General features: G+C 62.4%; 16 protein-coding genes. 7 read left to right on the top strand and 9 right to left on the bottom strand.

The genetic code is table 11. The annotated features are described in order from the left end of the window. Nucleotides 1-10 precede the first annotated feature (10 nt). Nucleotides 11-286, top strand: a complete 276-nt coding sequence (locus ACF8GF_RS23300) for a DUF1145 domain-containing protein (protein ID WP_176685323.1) — start codon at nucleotides 11-13, stop codon at nucleotides 284-286. A gap of 116 nt (nucleotides 287-402) precedes the next feature. Here ACF8GF_RS23300 and ACF8GF_RS23295 read toward each other — a convergent pair whose 3' ends face one another. Continuing rightward, on the bottom strand, nucleotides 403-867 hold the full coding sequence (locus ACF8GF_RS23295) for a CopD family protein (RefSeq protein ID WP_020191313.1): 465 nt from the start codon (nucleotides 865-867) through the stop codon (nucleotides 403-405). Between the two features lie 98 nt (nucleotides 868-965). Here ACF8GF_RS23295 and dinG point away from each other — a divergent pair, with 98 nt between their 5' ends. The 5 genes from dinG to pdxH all read left to right on the top strand — a co-directional run bounded on the left by dinG (nucleotide 966) and on the right by pdxH (nucleotide 8432). Beyond that, nucleotides 966-3110, top strand: coding sequence for an ATP-dependent DNA helicase DinG (gene dinG, locus ACF8GF_RS23290; RefSeq protein WP_274148987.1), 2145 nt, complete (start codon nucleotides 966-968; stop codon nucleotides 3108-3110). Nucleotides 3111-3189: 79 nt separating this feature from the next. Next, nucleotides 3190-5424: a beta-galactosidase gene (locus tag ACF8GF_RS23285; protein ID WP_176685321.1), complete on the top strand. Its 2235-nt coding sequence runs from the start codon at nucleotides 3190-3192 to the stop codon at nucleotides 5422-5424. A 133-nt stretch (nucleotides 5425-5557) separates the two neighbouring features. After that, complete coding sequence (locus ACF8GF_RS23280; protein ID WP_176685320.1) at nucleotides 5558-6703, top strand: serine hydrolase domain-containing protein; 1146 nt, start codon at nucleotides 5558-5560, stop codon at nucleotides 6701-6703. A 99-nt stretch (nucleotides 6704-6802) separates the two neighbouring features. Further along, the gene (locus tag ACF8GF_RS23275; RefSeq protein ID WP_176685319.1) at nucleotides 6803-7765 is read left to right on the top strand and encodes an OmpA family protein; all 963 of its coding nucleotides are present in this window, start codon (nucleotides 6803-6805) and stop codon (nucleotides 7763-7765) included. A 19-nt stretch (nucleotides 7766-7784) separates the two neighbouring features. Next, nucleotides 7785-8432 (top strand): pyridoxamine 5'-phosphate oxidase, encoded by a 648-nt coding sequence (gene pdxH / locus ACF8GF_RS23270; protein ID WP_176685318.1) that lies wholly within the window; start codon nucleotides 7785-7787, stop codon nucleotides 8430-8432. A 39-nt stretch (nucleotides 8433-8471) separates the two neighbouring features. Here pdxH and ACF8GF_RS23265 read toward each other — a convergent pair whose 3' ends face one another. Continuing rightward, nucleotides 8472-8705, bottom strand: a complete 234-nt coding sequence (locus ACF8GF_RS23265) for a hypothetical protein (RefSeq protein ID WP_176685317.1) — start codon at nucleotides 8703-8705, stop codon at nucleotides 8472-8474. Between the two features lie 147 nt (nucleotides 8706-8852). Between ACF8GF_RS23265 and ACF8GF_RS23260 the strand changes: the two genes are divergently transcribed. Then, entirely contained in the window at nucleotides 8853-9317 is a 465-nt protein-coding gene (locus ACF8GF_RS23260; RefSeq protein ID WP_009684613.1) for a glycine zipper 2TM domain-containing protein, read from the top strand. Nucleotides 9318-9386: 69 nt separating this feature from the next. Here ACF8GF_RS23260 and nhaA read toward each other — a convergent pair whose 3' ends face one another. The 7 genes from nhaA to livH all read right to left on the bottom strand — a co-directional run bounded on the left by nhaA (nucleotide 9387) and on the right by livH (nucleotide 16885). After that, the gene (gene nhaA / locus ACF8GF_RS23255; RefSeq protein WP_176685316.1) at nucleotides 9387-10562 is read right to left on the bottom strand and encodes a Na+/H+ antiporter NhaA; all 1176 of its coding nucleotides are present in this window, start codon (nucleotides 10560-10562) and stop codon (nucleotides 9387-9389) included. Nucleotides 10563-10768: 206 nt separating this feature from the next. Next, the gene (locus tag ACF8GF_RS23250; RefSeq protein ID WP_176685315.1) at nucleotides 10769-12376 is read right to left on the bottom strand and encodes an NAD(P)/FAD-dependent oxidoreductase; all 1608 of its coding nucleotides are present in this window, start codon (nucleotides 12374-12376) and stop codon (nucleotides 10769-10771) included. A gap of 103 nt (nucleotides 12377-12479) precedes the next feature. Then, nucleotides 12480-13154, bottom strand: a complete 675-nt coding sequence (locus tag ACF8GF_RS23245; RefSeq protein ID WP_084850151.1) for a COG3650 family protein — start codon at nucleotides 13152-13154, stop codon at nucleotides 12480-12482. Between the two features lie 88 nt (nucleotides 13155-13242). Continuing rightward, nucleotides 13243-13944: an ABC transporter ATP-binding protein gene (locus ACF8GF_RS23240; RefSeq protein WP_021785841.1), complete on the bottom strand. Its 702-nt coding sequence runs from the start codon at nucleotides 13942-13944 to the stop codon at nucleotides 13243-13245. Next, nucleotides 13945-14712, bottom strand: a complete 768-nt coding sequence (gene livG / locus ACF8GF_RS23235) for a high-affinity branched-chain amino acid ABC transporter ATP-binding protein LivG (protein ID WP_021785842.1) — start codon at nucleotides 14710-14712, stop codon at nucleotides 13945-13947. Further along, entirely contained in the window at nucleotides 14709-15965 is a 1257-nt protein-coding gene (locus tag ACF8GF_RS23230; protein ID WP_176685314.1) for a high-affinity branched-chain amino acid ABC transporter permease LivM, read from the bottom strand. Before ACF8GF_RS23230 ends, livG begins: the two co-directional genes overlap by 4 nt. Next, nucleotides 15962-16885: a high-affinity branched-chain amino acid ABC transporter permease LivH gene (gene livH, locus ACF8GF_RS23225; protein WP_008097482.1), complete on the bottom strand. Its 924-nt coding sequence runs from the start codon at nucleotides 16883-16885 to the stop codon at nucleotides 15962-15964. The genes ACF8GF_RS23230 and livH overlap by 4 nt, the downstream gene beginning before the upstream one ends. Nucleotides 16886-16963: the final 78 nt, after the last annotated feature.

The raw sequence follows: 16963 nt of genomic DNA, 5'->3' as shown, positions 1-16963 counted from the left end.
AGGGACGGGTATGAAGTTCATCCTGGGTCTGGGCAAGGTCCTGACGGTCGCTTTCTGGGGGGTGTTGTTGTTCAATCAGCTGATGCCACAACCTTTGCCCTTCAATCTGCTGATCAATGCCGCAGGCATCGTCTTGTTGGGTCTGCACTTGCTTGAAGTGCTGTTCTTCAATCGCAGCCTGCGCGGGCGCAGTCACCGTTGGTTTGACCGGTTGCAAATCCTGTTGACGGGGATCTTCCATGTCATGTCCATTCCCCGTGTGCGCGAGGCGCCGCGGGTGAAGTGAGCAGCAGTGGCTGTGATTCTCACCGCGATCCCTTGTGGGGCTTGCCCGCGAACACCGGCAACGCCGGTGACATCCACCGTGGCACCGGTTTCGCTACTGGTTGCGCGCAGAACCTGTCAGATCACCAGCCGCGAACTGGCCACCGCAACCACGGCCAGCCCCAGCAGCAGATTGACCCCCACCATCCGCCGAATGCGCCCCAGTACCGCCGCCCCTGTCGGCCAGTCCTCGGCCTGCACTGCTGCCTTCAATTCCGGCAGCAGCAACGCCTGAATGCGCATGAACAAGGCAAGCATGGCGATCCCGCCACCGATCATCACGTGTACGTACCTGGGTGCTGTCTCGAAACCGCTGAAGCGCATGTGCAACATGCCGATACCACTTATCGCCAAAATCGCCACCGCCAGCCAGACCCAGCCGAAGAAGCGTCGGAAAACTTCCACCCACAAGCGCAGGCGGGCAGGCCCTTCCAGGGCTGCAACCGTTGCCGGGCGCAGCACCAGCCAGGCGAAGAACATGCCGCCGACCCATACCAGGGCGGCCAGAACATGCAGTGTGTAGGGCAGTGCAAAGGCGAGCATTCGGATCTCCATGCGGCAGAAAGGGCAATAGCGGGGTATGATAGCCGCCCCATGCGAAACACTGAAAATATATCCAGCCCTCCGGGCGCCTGCAGACCATGATCAGCAACGAACTCAAAGCCACTATCCAGGGCGCCTATTCGCGTTTTCTCGAAGCCAAGAGCCTCAAGCCGCGCTATGGCCAGCGCCTGATGATCGCCGAAGTGGCCAAGGTACTTGGCGACATTGCCTGCGACGATGAAGGCCGCCGCGCTGGCGAGCCTGCGGTGGTGGCCGTGGAAGCGGGCACCGGTACCGGCAAGACGGTAGCCTACAGCCTGGCTGCCATCCCGGCTGCCAAGGCCGCGGGCAAACGCCTGGTGATCGCCACGGCCACCGTGGCCCTGCAGGAGCAGATCGTCTTCAAGGACCTGCCCGACCTGATGCGCAGCAGCGGCCTCAACTTCAGCTTCGCCCTGGCCAAGGGCCGTGGCCGCTATCTGTGCCTGTCCAAGCTCGACATCTTGCTGCAGGAAGGCCACGCCCAGTCCGCCACGGCTCAACTGTTCGAAGAAGAAGGCTTCCGTATCGAAGTCGACGAGCGCAGCCAGAAGTTGTTCAACAGCATGATCGAGAAGCTTGCCGGCAACCGCTGGGACGGTGACCGTGACAGCTGGCCAGAGGCCCTGGAAGACCAGGACTGGGCACGGCTGACCACCGACCACAGCCAGTGCACCGGCCGCCACTGCCCCAACTTCCAGCAGTGCGTGTTCTACAAGGCTCGCGAAGGCATGGGCAAGGTCGATGTGATCGTCACCAACCACGACATGGTCCTGGCCGACCTGGCCCTGGGTGGCGGTGCGGTGTTACCCGACCCGCGCGATACCATGTACGTGTTCGACGAAGGCCATCATCTGCCAGACAAGGCCATCGGCCATTTCGCCCATTATTCGCGGCTGCGTTCCACCGCCGACTGGCTGGAACAGACCGCCAAGAACCTGACCAAATTGCTGGCCCAGCATCCGCTGCCCGGCGACCTGGGCAAGTACATCGAGCAGGTGCCGGAGCTGGCGCGGGAAGTACGCACCCAGCAGCAGTTCATGTTCACCCTTTGTGAACAGGTAGCCGACTTCCGTCCCAGCGAGGACACCGAAGGCCGTGAACGCCCGCGTTACCGTTTCGAGGGTGGGGTGGTGCCGGAGCAGATTCGCGAAGTGGGCATCGAACTGAAAAAGGGCTTTGCCCGCCTCAACGATCTGTTCACCCGCCTGGCTGACCTGCTCAAGGAGGGCATGGACGGTGAGGTCAACATCGGCATCGCCAGCCATCAGGCCGAAGAGTGGTATCCGCTGTTCGGCAGCCTGGTCACCCGTGCCCAGGGCAACTGGGAGCTGTGGACGGCCTTCACTGCCGAAGACCCGGAAGACAGCCCGCCCATGGCGCGCTGGCTGACCTTGGCCGAGAGTGGCGCGCTGTTCGACATCGAAGTCAACGCCAGCCCCATCCTCGCCGCAGAAATGCTGCGGCGCAGCCTGTGGAGCGTGGCGCACGGTGCGCTGGTGACCTCGGCGACGCTGACCGCGCTGGGCAAGTTCGACCGTTTCCGCATGCGTTCGGGGTTGCCGCGCGATGCCGTCACTTGTGTGGTGCCCAGCCCGTTTGTGCATGGCGATGCCGGTCTTTTGCGGGTCCCCGACCTGAAGGCCGACCCCCGCGATGCTGCGGCGCACACTGCAGCGATCATCCGCGAGCTACCGAACATTGTCGAAGATGCCCGTGGCGCGCTGGTGTTGTTCTCGTCACGCAAGCAGATGCAGGATGTGTTTGACGGTCTGGACCGTGACTGGCGCAAGCTGGTGCTCATCCAGGGTAACCTTTCAAAGCAGGAAACCCTGAACAAGCACAAGGCGCGGGTCGACGATGGCCAGCACAGCGTGCTGTTTGGCTTGGCCAGCTTTGCCGAAGGCGTCGACCTGCCGGGTGCGTATTGCGAACACGTGGTCATCGCCAAGATTCCCTTCGCTGTGCCCGATGACCCGGTCGAAGCTGCGCTGGCCGAGTGGATCGAGGCACGTGGCGGCAACCCGTTCATGGAAATTGCCGTGCCCGACGCCTCGTTGAAGCTGATCCAGGCCTGCGGTCGCCTCCTGCGTACCGAGCAGGATCGCGGCGTTATCACCTTGCTTGACCGGCGCTTGGTCACCCAGCGCTACGGCAAGGCTATTCTCAATGCGCTGCCGCCGTTCCGGCGGGAAATTTCCTGACCGCCGAGCACTTGCGCCGGCGCATTGTCCATTACTCAGTCTTGGGCCCATCAGGGCCCTGAAGGAGAGCCCTCGCCTTATGATCCGCCGTACCGTGCCCGCCGTCTTCGCCTTGTTGTGCAGTTCGCCCTTGCTGGCCGAGCAGCAAACGCTGTTCAGCTTCGTGCGCCCGGCCTCGGTGGTCAATGTGGCGACCGTGAATGCCGGCATGCCGCAGTACAACGCGGAACAAACGGCCGAGGGCGAGGTGTTGCGGCGTGTGGTGTTCAACCCGGCGCAGCAGCCCACCCTGCGCCTGAGCCCGCAGAGCGGGGTGTGGGACTGGTCCGCCGGGCAGTTCCTGACCTTGCGCCTGCAAAGTGCCATGGATTGGGCATTGACCGTGGATGTCACGGTGCAAGGCAGCGATGGCGGCACCTTGACCAGCCGTATCGACCTGCCCGCAGGCCCCGCGCAAACGGTGATGGTGCCGCTGACAGCCAGTTCGCCGCTGGACCAGGGCATGCGCGCCGGCCCGCCGATGCCGTGGACCCACGGTGGTCAGCGCCTCCTTTTGACCAGCAGTGCCGGTGCAGTCGACCTCAAGCAGGTGACCTCGGTCAGCCTGAGCATCCCCAGCCCCAAGGTGGCGCAGAGCCTGTTGATCGAGCGTGTCGGTATCCAGGATGACGACCAGGCGTACAGGGCGGCCTATCACGAGCTGATTGATGCCTATGGCCAGTCGACTCGCGGGAACTGGCCCGAGAAGGTATCCAGTGACGAGCAGCTCAAGGCGGCCGATACCCGTGAACAGCAACAGCTCAAGGGTTGGTTGGCGGAGCGCAGCAAGCAGCAGCTGGACGCTTACGGTGGCCTGGTGGGCGGGCCGGCCTTTGCAGCCAAGGGCTTCTTTCGCACTGAAAAGCGTGATGGCCGCTGGTACCTGATAACGCCGGATGGGCACCCGTTCTATTCGCTGGGGGTGAACGCCGTGGCGGCAGACGGTGGGCGTACGTATGTCGCCGGGCGCGAAGGCATGTTCAAGGCCCTGCCCGCCGAGGGCGATGCACTGGCCGGGTTCTATGGCGAAAGCAACAACGACGATGGCAATGCCTCGTCGCAGGGGCGCAATTTCAAGCAGGGGCGTTGGTTCGACTTCTACGCCGCCAACCTGCAGCGTACTTATGGCAAACCCTGTCCGCCCGCAGTGGAGGGCCAGCCAGCCAACTGCGCACTGCCGGTGCTGGATGCCGACCGCTGGCAGGCGCACGCGCTTGACCGGCTTCTGGCCTGGGGGTTCAACACCGTTGGCAACTGGAGCGAGCCGGCCCTTGGCCAGGCCAGACGCATGCCGTATACCTTGCCGCTGTCGATCGTGGGCGACTATGCCAGCATCAGCACTGGCATGGATTGGTGGGGGCGTATGCCCGACCCGTTCGACCCGCGATTTGCCATGGCCACCGAACGTGCGGTGGCCATCGCCGCTCGCGATCACCGCGACGACCCTTGGTTGATCGGCTACTTCGCGGACAACGAACTGGCCTGGGCTGCCCCCGGAAGCGATCCCCAGGCCCGTTATGGCCTGGCCTACGGTACCTTGCGCCTGACCACCGACGTGCCAGCCAAACGCGCGTTTCTCAAGCAGCTGCGCGACAAGTATCGCAACCAGGAGGGGTTGTCCAAGGCCTGGGGGATCGAACTGACCGCCTGGGAGCTAATGGAGGATCCTGGCTTCGAGGCGCCGTTGCCTAACCCGGAGCACCCGGAAATCGAGCGTGACTACCAACACTTCCAGCGGGTATTTGCCGAGACCTACTTCAAGACCATTTCCGATTCGTTGAAGTGGCATGCGCCCAATCACATGCTCCTGGGTGGTCGCTATGCGGTCAGTACACCGGAGGCGGTCAAGGCCTGTGCCGAGTTCTGCGATGTACTGAGCTTCAACTTCTATACCCTCAAGCCACAGGACGGCTACGACTTTGCCCGCCTGGCGGAGCTGGACAAGCCGGTGCTCGTGTCCGAGTTCCAGTTCGGCTCGCGTGATCGCGGGCCGTTCTGGCCGGGGCCATTGGAGCTGGCGCGGGAAGAGGATCGCGGCCCGGCCTACGCAAACTTCCTCAAGGCGGCCCTGGCGCAGCCGATGATCGTTGGCGCGCACTGGTTCCAGTACCTCGACCAACCGGCCAGCGGTCGCCTGCTCGATGGTGAGAACGGCCACCTCGGGCTGGTGGCGATTACCGACATGCCCTATCCAGGGTTTGTCGATGCCGTGCGCAAAAGTAACCTGCACACCATGAGCCAGCTGCGTGCCGAGCTGGAAAGACCGGCCCCCTGAAGTCAGGCTGGTGCAGTCATCTTACGTGGGAGTGGCTTTGTGTCGCGACCACTTGGTCCAAGCCAGTTTGCAAAACGCCCAACTACTGAAACAATGCACACCTTTTTGGATATGGTCGTACGGAGAGCAGCGGGTGCAGATCCAGGGTCACTATGAGCTGAAGTTCGAAGCCGTGCGCGAAGCCTTTGCCGCGCTGTTCGATGATCCCCAGGAGCGTGGCGCCGCGCTGTGCATCCAGGTGGGTGGCGAAACCGTCGTTGACCTGTGGGCCGGCTGTGCCGACAAGGACGGCCAGCAGGCCTGGCACAGCGATACCATCGCCAACTTGTTCTCTTGCACCAAGACCTTCGCGGCCGTTACCGCCCTGCAACTGGTCGGCGAGGGCAAGCTGGCCCTCGATACCCCGGTGGCCAACTACTGGCCCGAGTTTGCCCAGGCGGGTAAGCAGTCGATCACTTTGCGCCAGTTGCTCAGCCACCGTGCCGGCTTGCCGGCCATTCGTGAGCTGCTGCCGGCCGAAGCTTTGTATGACTGGCAGGTCATGGTCGATGCCCTGGCCGCCGAGACTCCGTGGTGGACGCCAGGCACAGAACACGGCTATGCCGCCATCACCTATGGCTGGCTGATCGGCGAGCTGATCCGCCGTGCCGACGGCCGTGGCCCTGGCGACTCGATCGTGGCCCGTACCGCCCGCCCGTTGGGGCTGGATTTCCATGTTGGCCTGGCCGACGAAGAGTTCCACCGCGTGGCGCATATTGCCCGTGGCAAGGGCAACGCTGGAGATGCCGCAGCGCAACGCTTGCTGCAGGTGACCATGCGCGAGCCTGAGGCACTGTCGACCCGCGCCTTTACCAACCCGCCCGCGATACTGACCAGCACCAACAAACCGGAATGGCGACGCATGCAGCAGCCAGCGGCCAATGGCCATGGCAACGCACGCAGCCTGGCGGGGTTCTATGCCGGGCTGCTGGACGGCAGCCTGCTTGAATCCGAACTGCTCGATGAGCTGACCCGCGAGCATAGCCTCGGCCAGGATCGTACCTTGCTCACTCAGACCCGTTTCGGCCTGGGCTGCATGCTCGACCAGCCCGATGTGGCGAATGCCACCTTTGGTCTTGGCGCCCGCGCCTTTGGCCACCCCGGTGCCGGTGGCTCGGTCGGTTTTGCCGACCCGGAGCACGATGTGGCCTTCGGTTTTGTGGTCAATACCCTAGGCCCTTATGTGCTGATGGACCCACGGGCCCAGAAACTGGTGCGCGTTCTTGCCACTTGCCTTTGATCGGGTAATGCGGGTATTGCCACACCCCTTTGACTATCCTCAATGCCAAGGCCTGAAGTCCCTGGGCAAAATATCTTTCTATTTCATGGTGTATCGCTGATGTCTTCACATAAAACCTTAGCACTCGCCCTGTGCCTGACCGCCGTTACCGGCTGCGCCAGCCACTCCCCGGATGGCTCCAAGGTAGGTGGTTCCAGCTGGTGGCCTTTCGGTTCGGAAAAGGTTGCCGAGCAGGAAGTGAAGTCAGCCGTTACTGAAACCGTGGCCAAAGCCGATGCCAAATCCGAAAGCGCCAGCCGCTGGTGGTGGCCGTTTGGCGGTGACGACGAGCAAGCCAAGGGGCCGGTGGTGCCGAAGATTGATCAGAAGGCTACCCAGGCCTGGCTGGACGAATACGAGCCCAAGCTGCGTGAAGCGATCAAGGACAGCAAGCTGGAGCTGGAGCGTCGCGACAATGTGCTGGCGGTAACCCTGCCGGTAGACAGCTCATACAATCGTGATCGCCCGAACATGCTGCTGCCCCTGTCCCTGGGCCCGATCACCCGTGTCGCCAAGACTGTCGAAGGCGACCCCAAGACTGCCGTGCTGGTGCTGGGCCATGCCGACAGCAGCGGTGCCGCCGTTGCCAACCAGAAGCTCAGCCTGGAGCGCGCCGCTTCGGTATCGGCCATCTTCCGCCTCAGCGGCCTGCAGCGTGACCGCCTGACCCTCAAGGGTATGGGCTCGATGATGCCGCGCGCTGCCAACGACAGCGCCGAGGGGCGCTCCCTGAACCGCCGCGTGGAAATGTTGCTGACCCCGCAGAACACCATGGTTGCACTCCTGGCCAAATACCAGCAGGCCGCCCCGGCACCCGCCCCGGCCTCGATGGTGGCCGTGCAGGATGCCAAGGCTGCTGGCAGCAAGCCGGTCGCCAAGGCTGCGGCGAAGAAACCTGTAGCCAAGGCCAAAACACCAGCGAAGACTGCAGCCAAGAAAAAAGCTGCGCCAGCCAAGCCTGCTGCCAAGAAAGCTGCCGTTGACAAGAAAGTAGCTGCCAACAGCCCTGCGAAGACCAACTGATCGTCAAGGAACCGCAGTCATGACCCAATCCCTGGCCGATATGCGCCGCGACTACACCCGTGATGGACTGACCGAAGCCCAGGCACCGGGGGAGCCGTTTGCCCTGTTCCACCAGTGGTTCGCCGATGCGGTGAAAACCGAGCAGGTACCGGTGGAAGCCAACGCCATGACCTTGGCCACCGTGGACGGCGAAGGTCGCCCGCATTGCCGTGTATTGCTGTTGAAGGGGCTCGACGAGCAGGGGTTCACTTTCTTCACCAACTACGACAGCGCCAAAGGCCAGCAACTGCAAGCCAACCCCTTTGCGGCCATGACCTTCTTCTGGCCGGCGCTGGAACGTCAGGTACGCATTGAAGGTCGGGTGCAGAAGGTTACGGCGCAGGAGTCGGATGCCTACTACCAGGTCCGCCCGCTGGGCAGCCGTCTGGGGGCCTGGGCCTCGCCACAGAGCCGCGTGATTGCCGGGCGTGAGGAACTGGAGGGCCTGGTAAAGGCCACTGAAGCGCGTTTCTCCGACACCCAGCCGCATTGCCCTGAGCATTGGGGGGGATACCGTTTGTTGCCCGAGCGCATCGAGTTCTGGCAGGGGCGCGCAAGCCGCCTGCATGACCGGTTGAACTATCGGCTGGTGGATGGGCAGTGGCTGCGAGAGCGGCTGGCACCCTGAGTAACTGGGGCTGCCAAGCGGCCCCAGCCATCGATCAAGTTACCCCGGATATCCCGCCGCCTCGCGCTCCAACCACCCCGGTAGTTGCTTACGCCCTACCTTCTCCTGCCGCGCCTGCGCCAACCTTTCAAGCATGAACGCGCGTTTTTCAGGATCAGCCCCTGCCAGCGACAAGGCCAGGTCACGGTCCATCCAGCGGCGCATGCGCACATACAGCCACCAGTGAAAATACAGTCCCGTAACGGTGGTGACCACGACGATGAAGTAATCCATGGCTATTCTTGGTCTCACTTGAAAGGCCTTCGACACAGCCCGGCAGGCTGTACCCCGGCTGAATGAAAACAATTTTATTACGTTTGTACCGTGACAGCCGTCAATGTGCAGCGTCTAATGAGCACCTGACTTATGGAGACTTTACCCATGCGTAAATCCGCTTTGCTGGTGGCGACCTTTACCACCATGTCGCTGCTGCTGGGGGGCTGTGCCTCGAGCCTGACCGGTGACAGCTACTCCCGTGACGAAGCCCGCCGCGTGCAAACCGTGCGTATGGGCACCATCGAATCCCTGCGTCCGGTCAAGATCGAGGGCACCAAGACCCCGATTGGCGGCGGTGCTGGTGCCATCGTGGGCGGTGTAGCCGGCAGCGCCGTGGGCGGTGGCCGTGGCAGCATCGTGGCTGCCGTGATCGGTGCCGTGGCCGGTGGCTTGGCGGGTTCCGCAGCAGAAGAAGGCCTGACTCGTACCCAAGGTGTCGAAATTACCGTTCGTGAAGATGATGGCAGCATGCGCGCCTATGTGCAGGCCGTGCAGGAGAACGAAATCTTCCGTGTTGGCGACCGAGTGCGCATCATGACTGTAGACGGTACCAGTCGCGTTTCGCACTGACCGTAGTGCAGTAATAAAAACCCCGACATGGCTGCTGCCAGTCGGGGTTTTTCTTATGCTTCAGTCAAGTCAGGCAACGCTGGTTTTGCGGCTGGCCATCGCGGTGACGGCGTAGCCGATCACTGCGGCAAAGAACGAGCCAGTCAGAATACCCATGCGGTCCATGCCCGCGTAATCACTGCTACCCGGGGCGAAGGCGAGCGAGCCTACGAACAGGCTCATGGTGAAGCCAATGCCACAGAGTATCGCCACCCCCAGTATTTGCCCCCAACCAGCACCTGCAGGCAGCGAGGCCAGGCGCAGCTTGACCGCCACCCAGGTCAGGCCGAAAACCCCCACGGTCTTGCCCAGCAACAGGCCGACCGTGATGCCCATCGGCACTGGGTGGGTGAAGCTATCTACGGTCATGCCTGTCAGTGAAACGCCGGCATTGGCGAAGGCGAAAAGTGGCAGGATGGCATAGGCCACCCAAGGGTGCAGGGCGTGTTCCAGCGCCAGCAGAGGCGACGATTCAGCATGGCGTGTACGCAGCGGAATGCAAAAGGCCAGGGCGACACCGGCCAAGGTGGCATGCACACCACTCTTGAGTACGCAGACCCACAGGATCAGGCCAACGATCATGTAGGGTCCAAGCTTGACCACGCCAAGCCGGTTCATCGCCACCAGCACCACCAGACAGGCCGCAGCCAGCAGCAGTGACACACTCGACAGGGTGCCGGAGTAGAACAGGGCGATCACAATGATTGCACCCAGGTCGTCGATGATCGCCAGGGTCATCAGGAACAACTTCAGTGACACCGGTACGCGCTTGCCGAGCAGGGCCAGGACACCGAGGGCGAAGGCGATGTCGGTGGCGGTAGGGATTGCCCAGCCGGCCACGGCTGCGGGGTTGTCACGGTTGATGAACCAGTAGATCAGCGCTGGCACCACCATGCCGCCCACGGCTGCGGTGGCAGGCAGGATCACTTGTGAGGGCTTGGACAGGTGGCCGTCGACCACCTCGCGTTTGACTTCCAGGCCGATGAGCAGGAAGAACAGGGCCATCAGGCCGTCGTTGATCCACAGCAGCAATGGCTTGGCGATGTTCAGCGCGCCGATCTGGACGGCGACGGGTACGTCGAGCAAGCCGCTGTACAGGTAGGACAGTGGCGAGTTGTTGATGACCAGGGCCAGAACGGCGGCAGCGATCAGCAGCAGGCCGCTGGCGGCTTCCAGTTGGAAGAAACGGGTAAGCAGGCTACGCACGGGCTATAGGCCCTCCATGAGCAGTTTAGGAAGGGTACGGGCGTACACCCTAGCCTGTGACGATGTTCCTTAAAACAAAAACCATATTCGTTTTTGTTATATGTTGTTGCCAGCAGGCCTTGGGGAAATCCGCCCCTGCGGGGGAGACCACTGTTCCGTGCAGGAGCGGGGTCACCCGCGAAGAGGCCCTGTCATTCGATAAAGAATCAGAGGCCGAGCATATCCCGCGCCACCGCCTCGGCGATGCGAATGCCATCCACACCGGCTGACAGGATCCCGCCCGCATACCCGGCCCCTTCACCCGCCGGGAACAGCCCCTTGAGGTTCAGGCTCTGGTAATCCTCACCCCGGGTAATCCGCAGTGGCGACGAGGTGCGCGTCTCGATCCCGGTCAACACCGCATCATGCAGGTTATAGCCCTTGATCTGTCGGTCGAACGCTGGCAGTGCCTCACGGATCGCCTCGATGGCGAAGTCCGGCAGGCTCGGCGCCAGGTCGCCCAAGGTCACGCCCGGCTTGTAGGACGGCTCGACGCTGCCCAGAGCGGTGGAGGGGCGGCCGGCGACAAAGTCGCCCACCAGTTGCGCTGGGGCCTGGTAGTTGCTACCGCCCATTACATAGGCGTGCGCCTCCAGGCGCTCCTGCAGTTCGATACCGGCCAGCGGGCCACCCGGGTAGTCGCGCTCGGGATCGATGCCGACGACGATGCCGGAGTTGGCGTTGCGCTCGTTACGCGAATACTGGCTCATGCCGTTGGTGACGACTCGGCCTGGCTCGCTGGTGGCCGCGACCACGGTGCCACCCGGACACATGCAGAAGCTGTATACCGAGCGGCCGTTGCTGGCGTGGTAAACCAGCTTGTAGTCGGCGGCACCCAGTTTCGGGTGGCCGGCGTACTTACCCAGGCGCGCCTTGTCGATCAGCGTTTGCGGGTGCTCGATACGGAAGCCCACCGAGAACGGCTTGGCTTCCATGTAGACACCTTTGGCGTGCAACATGCGGAAGGTGTCACGGGCGCTGTGGCCCAGGGCCAATACCACATGGCGAGAGTGCAGTTGTTCGCCGCTTTCAAGCACGACACCGGTCAGTTGGCCATCTTCGATCAACAGGTCGGTGACCTTCTCCTGGAAGCGCACTTCGGCTCCCAGGGCGATCATGTCCTGGCGCATCTGTTCGACCATGCCGGTGAGGCGGAAGGTGCCGATGTGCGGCTTGTTGATGTACAGGATTTCGTCCGGCGCACCGGCCTTGACGAATTCTTCCAGCACTTTACGGCCGTGGTGTTGCGGGTCCTTGATCTGGCTGTAGAGCTTGCCGTCGGAGAAGGTGCCGGCGCCGCCTTCACCGAACTGCACGTTGGACTCAGGGTTGAGTACGCTTTTACGCCACAGACCCCAGGTGTCCTTGGTGCGCTGGCGAACTTCCTTGCCGCGTTCGAGGATGATCGGCTTGAAGCCCATCTGTGCCAGCAACAGGCCGGCAAAGATGCCGCACGGGCCGAAACCGACCACGATCGGGCGCTCCTGCAGGCCTGCCGGGGCCTGGCCGACGAACTTGTAGGTGACATCTGGCGCAGGGCCGATGTTGCGATCATCAGCGAACTTGCTGAGCAGCTCGGCCTCGTTGCTGGCTTCCAGGTCGATGGTGTAGATGAACAGCAGTTCGCTGTTCTTCTTGCGCGCATCGTAGCTGCGCTTGAACAGGTTGAAGCTGAGCAGTTGCTCGTCGCGGATGCCCAGGCGCTGGACGATGGCTTCGCGCAACGCTTCGTCAGGATGGTCCAGGGGCAGCTTCAGTTCGGTGATTCGTAGCATGGCAGGGTCCAGTATCCCGGCCATGGGCGGCCGGCGGCTTTACACAAACCGCCAAGTATAAGCTGTTCGCTGCCCCTACTGGCAGGATAAAAACGCCCGGTGATCAGTTGTCGCGTGCGCCGCCGTAGTAAGCACAGCCCTGCAAGGTCTTGCCGTCGATGCGCAGTTCGGCGCGCAGGTGGTGGATGGCGCCAGTGGCGATATCTGCACAGCGCTGCGGAGCGACCCACAGTTCCACGTGCTGGCCGTTGGCTTCGCTGGTCAGGGTCAAGCCACCACCGGGTACTTCTTCTTCCAGGAACGGCAAGGGTAGGGGGGGCTGGCCGATTCGCTCGATGACCATGCCCTTGCCGCTGGCCTTGATGTCCCAGTCCGGTTCATGGCCGTTGGCGCGCAGGGTCAGCTGCTTGAAGTTGGGGTCGTCGCAAGCGCGGGTGGAGGGTTCCAGGCGGTACAGGCGGCTGACCTCCAGCTGGCCGTCGTTGTCGGCCTGCTTGGCGCCAGTGAGGCGACCGCGCACGTCGGCGAACAACTTGGCGTTGGCGTCCTTGGCCAGGTTGGCGGCCTCCGGCAGGATGCCGGTGCCGGCGACGTCATTGATCACGAAGCGGCGTGCTTCGCTGCAGGGCTTGAACAACAGGCGGCCGCCATTGGCGCTCAGTTCGCCCTGCATGCGCGTGGTGCCGATGTTCGGGTCACGGGGCTGCTCAGCCAGTAACTGGCAGCCAGCGAACAGGGGCAGCAGGGCACTGAGCAGCAGGGTAGGGGTGAGGCGCATGGGGCGGGCTCCGGGGAATCTTTGCCAAAGAGCTGGCCACGATACACGTCCTGCAGGCAGAAAAAAGGGCCCGAAGGCCCTTTTTCATTCAACCCCCCAGGTACGCGTCGCGCACTTTCGGGTCGGTCAACAGTGCTTCCCCCGTACCCTGCATCACCACCCGACCGTTTTCCAGCACATAAGCCCGGTCAGCGATCTTCAGCGCCTGGTTGGCGTTCTGCTCCACCAGGAACACCGTCACGCCATCGCGGCGTAGCTGTTCGATGATGTCGAAGATCTGCTGGATGATGATCGGTGCCAGGCCCAGCGAGGGCTCGTCGAGCAGCAGCAGCTTGGGCTTGCTCATCAGTGCCCGGCCAATGGCGAGCATTTGCTGCTCGCCGCCGGACATGGTGCCGCCACGCTGCATGTAGCGCTCCTTCAGGCGCGGGAACAGTTGCAACACCTTGTCCAGTTGCTCCTGATAGTCGCCCTTGTCGGTGAAGAAACCACCCATTGCCAGGTTTTCCTCGACGGTCAGGCGGGCGAACACGCGGCGGCCTTCCGGCACGACGGCGATGCTTTTGCGCATGATGTGCGAGGACGGCTGGCCGACCAGTTCTTCACCCAGGTACTTGATGCTGCCACTGTGCGCCTGCGGCGAGCCGCACAGGGTCATGAGCAAGGTCGACTTGCCGGCACCGTTGGCGCCGATCAGGGTGACGATTTCGCCTTGGTTGATCTCCACGTTGACGCTGTGCAGCGCCTGGATCTTGCCATAGAAGGTGGAAACGTTTTCAAACTTCAGCATTTACGCTTCCCCCAGGTAGGCTTTGATCACATCAGGGTTATCGCGGATCTCTTCCGGCGTGCCGTGGGCCAGGGGGGTGCCCTGGTTGATGACCACGATATGGTCGGAGATGCTCATCACCAGCTTCATGTCGTGCTCGATCAGCAGCACGGTGACGCTGTGCGATTCACGCAAGTAGGCGATCAGGGCCTTGAGGTCTTCGGTTTCTTTCGGGTTCAGGCCTGCGGCTGGTTCGTCCAGCATGATGATGCGTGGCTGGGTCATCATGCAGCGGGCGATTTCCAGGCGGCGCTGCTGGCCGTAGGCAAGGGTGCCGGCGGTGCGGTTGGCGAACTCGGTGAGGTTGACCTTCTCCAGCCAGTACTGCGCACGCTCCAGGGCTTCCTTCTCGCTGCGGCGGAAACCCGGGGTCTTGAACAGGCCAGCGAAGAAGTTGGTGTTGAGGTGGCGGTGCTGGGCGATAAGCAGGTTTTCCAGCGCGGTCATTTCCTTGAACAGGCGCACGTTCTGGAAGGTTCGCACCACGCCCTTGCGCGCAATCTGGTGGCCGGCCAGGCCCTGGATCGGCTGGCCATCGAGCAGGATGGTGCCGCCGCTGGGCTTGTAAAAGCCGGTCAGGCAGTTGAACACGGTGGTCTTGCCGGCGCCGTTCGGGCCGATCAGCGCCACTACCTGTTTCTCCTTGACGGTCAGGCCCACGCCGTTGACCGCCAACAAGCCGCCAAAGCGCATGCTCAGGCCGCTGACTTGCAGAATTTCGCGGCTCATCGGGGCAGCTCCATCTGTGGACGTTGCATAGGCAGCAAGCCTTGCGGACGCCAGATCATCATCAACACCATCAGCGCACCGAACATCAGCATCCGGTATTCGCTGAACTCACGCATCAGCTCAGGCAGCAGGATCATCACGATGGCCGCGAGAATCACGCCCAGTTGTGAGCCCATGCCGCCAAGCACGACGATGGCGAGGATGATCGCCGACTCGATGAAGGTGAACGACTCCGGCGTCACCAAGCCTTGGCGCGCGGCGAAGAAGCTGCCGGCGAAACCGGCGAAGCAGGCACCCAGGGTGAATGCCGAGAGCTTGATCACGGTCGGGTTCAGGCCCAGTGCACGGCAGGCGATCTCATCTTCACGCAGTGCTTCCCAGGCACGACCGATCGGCATGCGCAGCAGGCGGTTGATCACGAACAAAGCCAGCAGGGCCAGCAGCAGGGCCACCAGGTACAGGAAGATGACCTTGTTGATCGAGTTGTATTGCAGCCCGAAGAACTCGTGGAAAGTCTGCATGCCCTCGGCTGCACGGCGTTCGAAAGTCAAGCCGAAGAGCTCCGGCTTGGGGATGTTGCTGATGCCGTTGGGGCCACCGGTCCAGTCGGTGAGGTTACGCAGGAACAGGCGGATGATCTCGCCGAAGCCGAGTGTCACGATCGCCAGGTAGTCACCGCGCAGGCGCAGCACCGGGAAGCCGAGCAGGAAGCCGAATGTGGCAGCCATCAGGCCGGCAATCGGCAGGCACACCCAGAAGCTCCAGCCCAGGTAGTGCGAGAGCATGGCATAGCTGTAGGCACCGACGGCATAGAAACCCACGTAGCCGAGGTCGAGCAGGCCTGCCAGGCCGACCACGATGTTCAGGCCCAGGCCCAGCAGCACGTAGATCAGGATCAGCGTAGCGATGTCGACCGCACCGCGAGAGCCGAAGAACGGCCATACCAGTGCCATCACGATCAACCCGATGATGACATAGCGCTGGGTCTTGGGCAGGGTGAGGTAGTTGCTGACTGCCGGGGGGATCAGCTTGCGATCCGAACGGCGGCCCATCACCGAACTCCACTGCTTGTCGAACAGCACGCGCAGGAACATCAGCACCGAACACACGGCGATGATGCTGATGGTGAACGAGCCCTGACTGTGCACGACCAGGCTGATGCCGTCGATGCTCAGTTTCAGGCCCAGCACCGGGAAGGCCACGGCCCAGACCAGCAAGGCGCTGAAGAACGCCTGTTTGAGATTTCTGTTCATACTTTTTCAACCTCCGGGCGGCCCAGGATGCCGGTCGGCCGGAACAGCAGGACAAGAACCAACAAGCCGAATGCCACCACGTCCTTGTACTGGTCACCGAATATGTCGGCGCCAAATGCTTCGGCTACACCCAGCACCAGCCCACCGAGCATGGCGCCCGGAATGCTGCCGATGCCCCCCAGTACCGCCGCGGTGAAGGCTTTCAGGCCCACCAGGAAGCCGGCGTTGGGGTTGATCACCCCGTACTGCATGCTCAGCAGCACGGCCGCCACGGCCGCCAGGGCGGCACCGATGACGAAGGTGAGGGCGATGATGTTGTTGGTGTTGATGCCCAGCAGGTTGGCCATCTTGATGTCCTCGGCACAGGCGCGGCAGGCGCGGCCCAGGCGGGAACGAGAGATGAACAGGGTGAGCAGTGTCATGGCCACCAGGGTGACGACGAACACCAGGATCTGCATGTAGCTGATCAGTACTTCTTCAGCACCGCCTGGCCCGAAGGAGAAACTCCCGGGGATCAGGTTGGGGATGGATTTATCCTTTGAGTCCTGCGAAAGCAAGACCGTGTTCTGCAGGAAAATCGACATGCCGATGGCGGAAATCAGCGGGATCAGACGGTTGCTGTTACGCAGGGGGCGGTAGGCAACTCGTTCGATGCTGTAGCCATAGGCACTGGTGACGAAGATCGTCGCGACGAAGGCGACGGTCATCAGGATCGGCAGCGAATGGATACCCATCATGGCCAGACCCGCCAGGGCGATGAAGGCCACGTAGGAACCGATCATGTACACCTCGCCGTGGGCGAAGTTGATCATGCCAATGATGCCGTACACCATCGTGTAGCCGATGGCGATCAAGGCATAGGTGCTGCCGATGGTCAATCCATTAACCAGTTGTTGGAAGAAATGGTAGATCTCAGGCATTACAGCGCTCCTAAAAACCTGATTTGCATTTCACTGGCAGGGGTACGGCCAGGAAACCGCGGATGACGGTTTTAAGAT

Source organism: Pseudomonas sp. yb_5, from assembly GCF_043103865.1.
Classification (GTDB): Bacteria; Pseudomonadota; Gammaproteobacteria; order Pseudomonadales; family Pseudomonadaceae; genus Aquipseudomonas; species Aquipseudomonas putida_Y.
The sequence above is the reverse complement of the archived record's forward strand: the minus strand, read 5'-3'. Positions and strand labels throughout refer to the sequence as shown.